The sequence below is a fragment of the Delftia sp. ZNC0008 genome (assembly GCF_000799035.1).
In the GTDB taxonomy this organism is placed as follows: Bacteria; Pseudomonadota; Gammaproteobacteria; order Burkholderiales; family Burkholderiaceae_C; genus Comamonas; species Comamonas tsuruhatensis.
Map to the genome: position 1 here is coordinate 1 of NZ_JTKZ01000401.1, position 4,727 is coordinate 4,727.

Consider the following 4,727-nt stretch of genomic DNA (forward strand, 5'->3'; position numbering starts at 1 on the left):
CGAGTTCGGCCGGCACTGGGTGGCGCGGCTGGGGCTGCAGGCCCGCCAATGGCAGGGTTCGCTGGGCCTGCGCCAGGTGGAGCGGCGCATCAAGCTGGCCAGCGGCCGCTCCATCCGGCAGTGGCAGGGCATGGTGCGCACGGAAGGCCTGTTCCATGCGGCGCGGCGCCACCACGAACAGGGGCAGGCCCTGGACTGGGCCGCGCTGGCGCTGGATGAGGGCTTTTCCGACCAGGCCCATATGTGCCGGGCCGTGCGCCAGATCACGGGGTTTTCGCCGGGGGAGTTTGCGAGGCGCTTCGAGCACGATGAATCGTTCTGGATGTATCGGCTCTGGGTTTGACCCGGTGGTCGGCTCCGCCTCCGTGTCTGTCACGCCACAGCATTTTTTGCATGGCAGAAAACGCGGGGGGCACAAGCCGTTTCCCTGTGAAAACAGGGCCTGAATGCCGCTGTAAAACCCTAAGTCTTCTACAAGACTTAAAAAATCCGGCAGGTTCCGCTTAGAATTTTGTATTGTGGGATCGCATTGCAGAAAACGCCGGGGCAGCATGCTGGCGCGACGGGGCATTGCGTGACGGTCCTACAGCGTCAGGCTGCACCGGCCCGTTTCCCCTAGCGGATGCCCGGTTCGACGGCCTGCGGCGCGACCCCTACCTTTTTCACTACCTGAGACAAGAGATGAGCACGCAGCAACCCACCATCATCTACACCCTGACCGATGAGGCCCCGCGCCTGGCCACCAGTGCCTTCCTGCCTGTGGTGCGCGCCTTTGCCGCACCCGCCGGCGTGAATGTCGAGACCGCCGACATCTCCGTGGCCCACCGCATCCTGGGTGAGTTCTCGGACCTGCTGGCCGAAGGCCAGCGCGTGCCCAACACCTTGTCCGAACTGGGCAAGAAGACGCTGGAGCCCGATGTCAACATCATCAAGCTGCCCAACATCAGCGCCTCGGTGGCCCAGCTGACCGCTGCCATCAAGGAACTGCAGGCCAAGGGCTATGCACTGCCCGACTACCCCGAGAACCCGTCCAACGACCAGGAAAAGGACATCAAGGCGCGCTACGGCAAGTGCCTGGGCTCGGCCGTGAACCCCGTGCTGCGCGAGGGCAACTCCGACCGCCGCGCTCCCGCCGCCGTCAAGAACTACGCCAAGAAGCACCCGCACTCCATGGGCGAGTGGAAGCAGTGGTCGCAAACCCATGTCTCGCACATGGAGCACGGCGACTTCTACCACGGCGAAAAGTCCATGACCCTGGACAAGGCCCGCGACGTCAAGATGGAGCTGACCACCAAGAGCGGCAAGACCGTGGTGCTCAAGCCCAAGGTCGCGCTGCAGGCCGGCGAGATCATCGACTCCATGTTCATGAGCAAGAAGGCGCTGTGCGACTTCTACGAAAAGGAACTGGACGACTGCCGCGACGCCGGCATCCTGTTCTCGCTGCACGTCAAGGCCACGATGATGAAGGTCTCGCACCCCATCGTGTTCGGCCACTGCGTGAGGATCTACTACAAGGAAGCCTTCGAGAAGCACGGCAAGCTGTTCGACGAGCTGGGCGTCAACGTCAACAACGGCATGTCCACGCTGTACGAGAAGATCGAGACGCTGCCCGCCTCGCTGCGCGAAGAGATCATCCGTGACCTGCACGCCTGCCAGGAACACCGTCCCGCGCTGGCGATGGTGGACTCGGCCAAGGGCATCACCAACTTCCACTCGCCCAACGACGTGATCGTTGACGCGTCCATGCCCGCCATGATCCGCCAGGGCGGCAAGATGTGGGGCGCCGACGGCAAGCCCTACGACTGCAAGGCCGTGATGCCTGAGTCCACCTTTGCCCGCATCTATCAGGAGATGATCAACTTCTGCAAGTGGCACGGCAACTTCGACCCCAAGACCATGGGCACCGTGCCCAACGTGGGCCTGATGGCGCAAAAGGCCGAAGAGTACGGCTCGCACGACAAGACCTTCGAGATCGAGGAAGACGGCGTTGCCAACATCGTCGATCTGGCCACCGGCGAAGTGCTGATGAGCCAGAACGTGGAGCAGGGCGACATCTGGCGCATGTGCCAGGTCAAGGATGCGCCCATCCGCGACTGGGTCAAGCTGGCCGTCACGCGTGCCCGCAACTCCGGCATGCCTGCCGTGTTCTGGCTGGACCCCTATCGTCCGCACGAAGCCGAGCTGATCAAGAAGGTCAACACCTACCTGAAGGACTACGACACCACGGGCCTGGAAATCCACATCCTGTCCCAGGTCCGCGCCATGCGCTACACGCTGGAGCGCGTGGCCCGCGGCCTGGACACCATCTCGGTGACCGGCAACATCCTGCGCGACTACCTGACCGACCTGTTCCCTATCATGGAACTGGGCACCTCGGCAAAGATGCTGTCCATCGTGCCCCTGATGGCCGGCGGCGGCATGTACGAAACGGGCGCCGGCGGCTCGGCTCCCAAGCACGTGCAGCAGCTGGTGGAAGAAAACCACCTGCGCTGGGATTCGCTGGGCGAGTTCCTGGCACTGGCCGTGTCGCTGGAAGACTTGGGCATCAAGAACGACAACGCCCGCGCCAAGCTGCTGGCCAAGACCCTGGATGAAGCCACAGGCAAGCTGCTGGACGAAGACAAGTCGCCTTCGCGCCGCACCGGCGAGCTGGACAACCGTGGCAGCCAGTTCTACATCGCCCTGTACTGGGCACAGGCCCTGGCGGCGCAGACGGAAGATGCCGAACTGGCCTCCAAGTTCGCTTCGCTGGCCAAGCAACTGGCCGACAACGAGTCCAAGATCATCGAAGAGCTGCGCACCGTGCAGGGCAAGGCCGTGGACATCGGTGGCTACTACATGCCCGACGTGGCCAAGATGGATGCCGTGATGCGCCCCAGCGCCACGTTCAACGCAGCCATCGACGCGCTGCTGTAAGCCACTTCACCTTTGCCGGGACCAGGTCCCGGCAGGCTTGAAGCATGACCGGCCGACCCGCAAGGGCGGCCATTTTTTTTTGCCGTACCGCCCCAAGATGAAAACGCGCCCCTCGGTGGGGGCAGCCGACCTTGCGCAGCAAGGGGAGCGTGGGGGCCATTTTTCATCGCCGGGCCGCCCCAAGATGAAAACGCGTCCCCCACGGGGGGCAGCGGACCTTGCGCAGCAAGGGGAGCGTGGGGGCCATTTTCCATGCGCGATGGAAAGCCGGTCTTGCCTGCCGTCAAGGCGGTGGAATGGAGTTTGTTATGTTATAACGTGACAGATCCTACGAAACACATCGTCGCCACACGCTTTTTTGACCAGGAAATCGCCATGCCTTCCCCTTTGACCGCCAACCAGCAACGGGTGCTCGACGCCCTGCGCCAGGCCGGTGCACCGCGCACGGCCTATGCACTGCTCGACCAGCTGCGTGACCACGGGCTGAGCGCCCCCACGCAGGTCTACCGCGCGCTGGACAAGCTGGCCGAGCAGGGCGTGGTCCACCGCCTGGAGTCGTTGAACGCCTATGTGTGCTGCTCGCACCCGGACGAGGGCAGCCATGACTTCTCGGCCTTTGCGATCTGCGACAGCTGCGGGCAGGTGGACGAGTTTGTCGACGACGCGCTCAACCGCTGCCTGGGCAGCTGGGCGCATGGCCATGCGTTCGCGCTGGCCCATTCGAACATCGAGCTGCATGGCAAGTGCTCTGCCTGCACTGCGCTGCACGCCTGAGGCCCTGCCTGCCGCACGCGGCTGCAGTGCCAGCAGCGTGCTCCCTTTCCCTGCTTGAGAGATTCCATGATGCATACCGTAGCGCCGGTTCAGCCGCCGCATGCCCGATTGCCGGTGACCGTACTGTCGGGCTTTCTGGGCGCGGGCAAGACCACCTTGCTCAACCACATCCTGCACAACCGCGAAGGTCGGCGCGTGGCCGTCATCGTCAACGACATGTCCGAGGTCAACATCGACGCGGCCCTGGTGCGCGATGGCGGGGCCGGCCTGTCGCGTACCGACGAAAAGCTGGTGGAGATGAGCAATGGCTGCATCTGCTGCACGCTGCGCGAGGACCTGCTGCTGGAGGTGGCGCGGCTGGCGGGCGAGGGCCGCTTCGACCAGCTGGTCATCGAGTCCACGGGCATCTCCGAGCCGCTGCCGGTGGCCGAGACCTTCACCTTCGCGGGCGAGGACGGACGCAGCCTGGGCGATGTGGCGCGGCTGGACACCATGGTGACCGTGGTCGATGCCTTCAACTTTCTGCACGACTATGGCTCGCGTGACAGCCTGCGCTCGCGCGGCGAATCGCTGGGCGAGGAGGACCGCCGCACCGTGGTCGATCTACTGATCGAGCAGGTGGAGTTCTGCGATGTGATCGTGCTCAACAAGATCGACTTGGTCACCGAGGAGGACTGCACGCGGCTGATGGCCATCCTGCGCGGGCTCAACCCGCGTGCCAGGCTGGAGATCGCGTCCTTCGGCCAGCTGCCGCTGGATCGCGTGCTCGATACGGGGCTGTTCGATTTCGAGGAGGCTTCCAGGGCGCCGGGCTGGCTGCAGCAGTTGCGTGGCACGCACCAGCCCGAGACCGAGGCCTATGGCGTTGCCAGCTTTGTCTACCGCGCCCGCCGCCCCTTTCATCCCCGGCGCTTCTTCGGCCTGGTGCAAAGCGAATGGCCGGGCGTGGTGCGCTCCAAGGGGTTTTTCTGGCTGGCCAGCCATCCGGCGCTGGCCGGCTCCTGGTCACAGGCCGGCGCCGTGGCCCGCCATGGCCC

At 64.5% G+C, this 4,727-nt stretch carries 3 protein-coding genes and 1 pseudogene; all 4 read left to right on the plus strand.

Annotated features, from left to right (window positions below; translation table 11 throughout):
- A pseudogene (locus L995_RS13495) lies at positions 1-343 on the plus strand (helix-turn-helix domain-containing protein); the annotation flags it as partial.
- Positions 344-681: 338 nt separating this feature from the next.
- Positions 682-2,916, plus strand: a complete 2,235-nt coding sequence (locus L995_RS13500) for an NADP-dependent isocitrate dehydrogenase (protein ID WP_047472243.1) — start codon at positions 682-684, stop codon at positions 2,914-2,916.
- A 375-nt stretch (positions 2,917-3,291) separates the two neighbouring features.
- Positions 3,292-3,690: a Fur family transcriptional regulator gene (locus tag L995_RS13505; protein ID WP_052195802.1), complete on the plus strand. Its 399-nt coding sequence runs from the start codon at positions 3,292-3,294 to the stop codon at positions 3,688-3,690.
- 66 nt (positions 3,691-3,756) lie between these two features.
- Positions 3,757-4,727: GTP-binding protein (locus L995_RS13510; protein WP_047472245.1), on the plus strand; the 971-nt coding region annotated here is incomplete at its 3' end.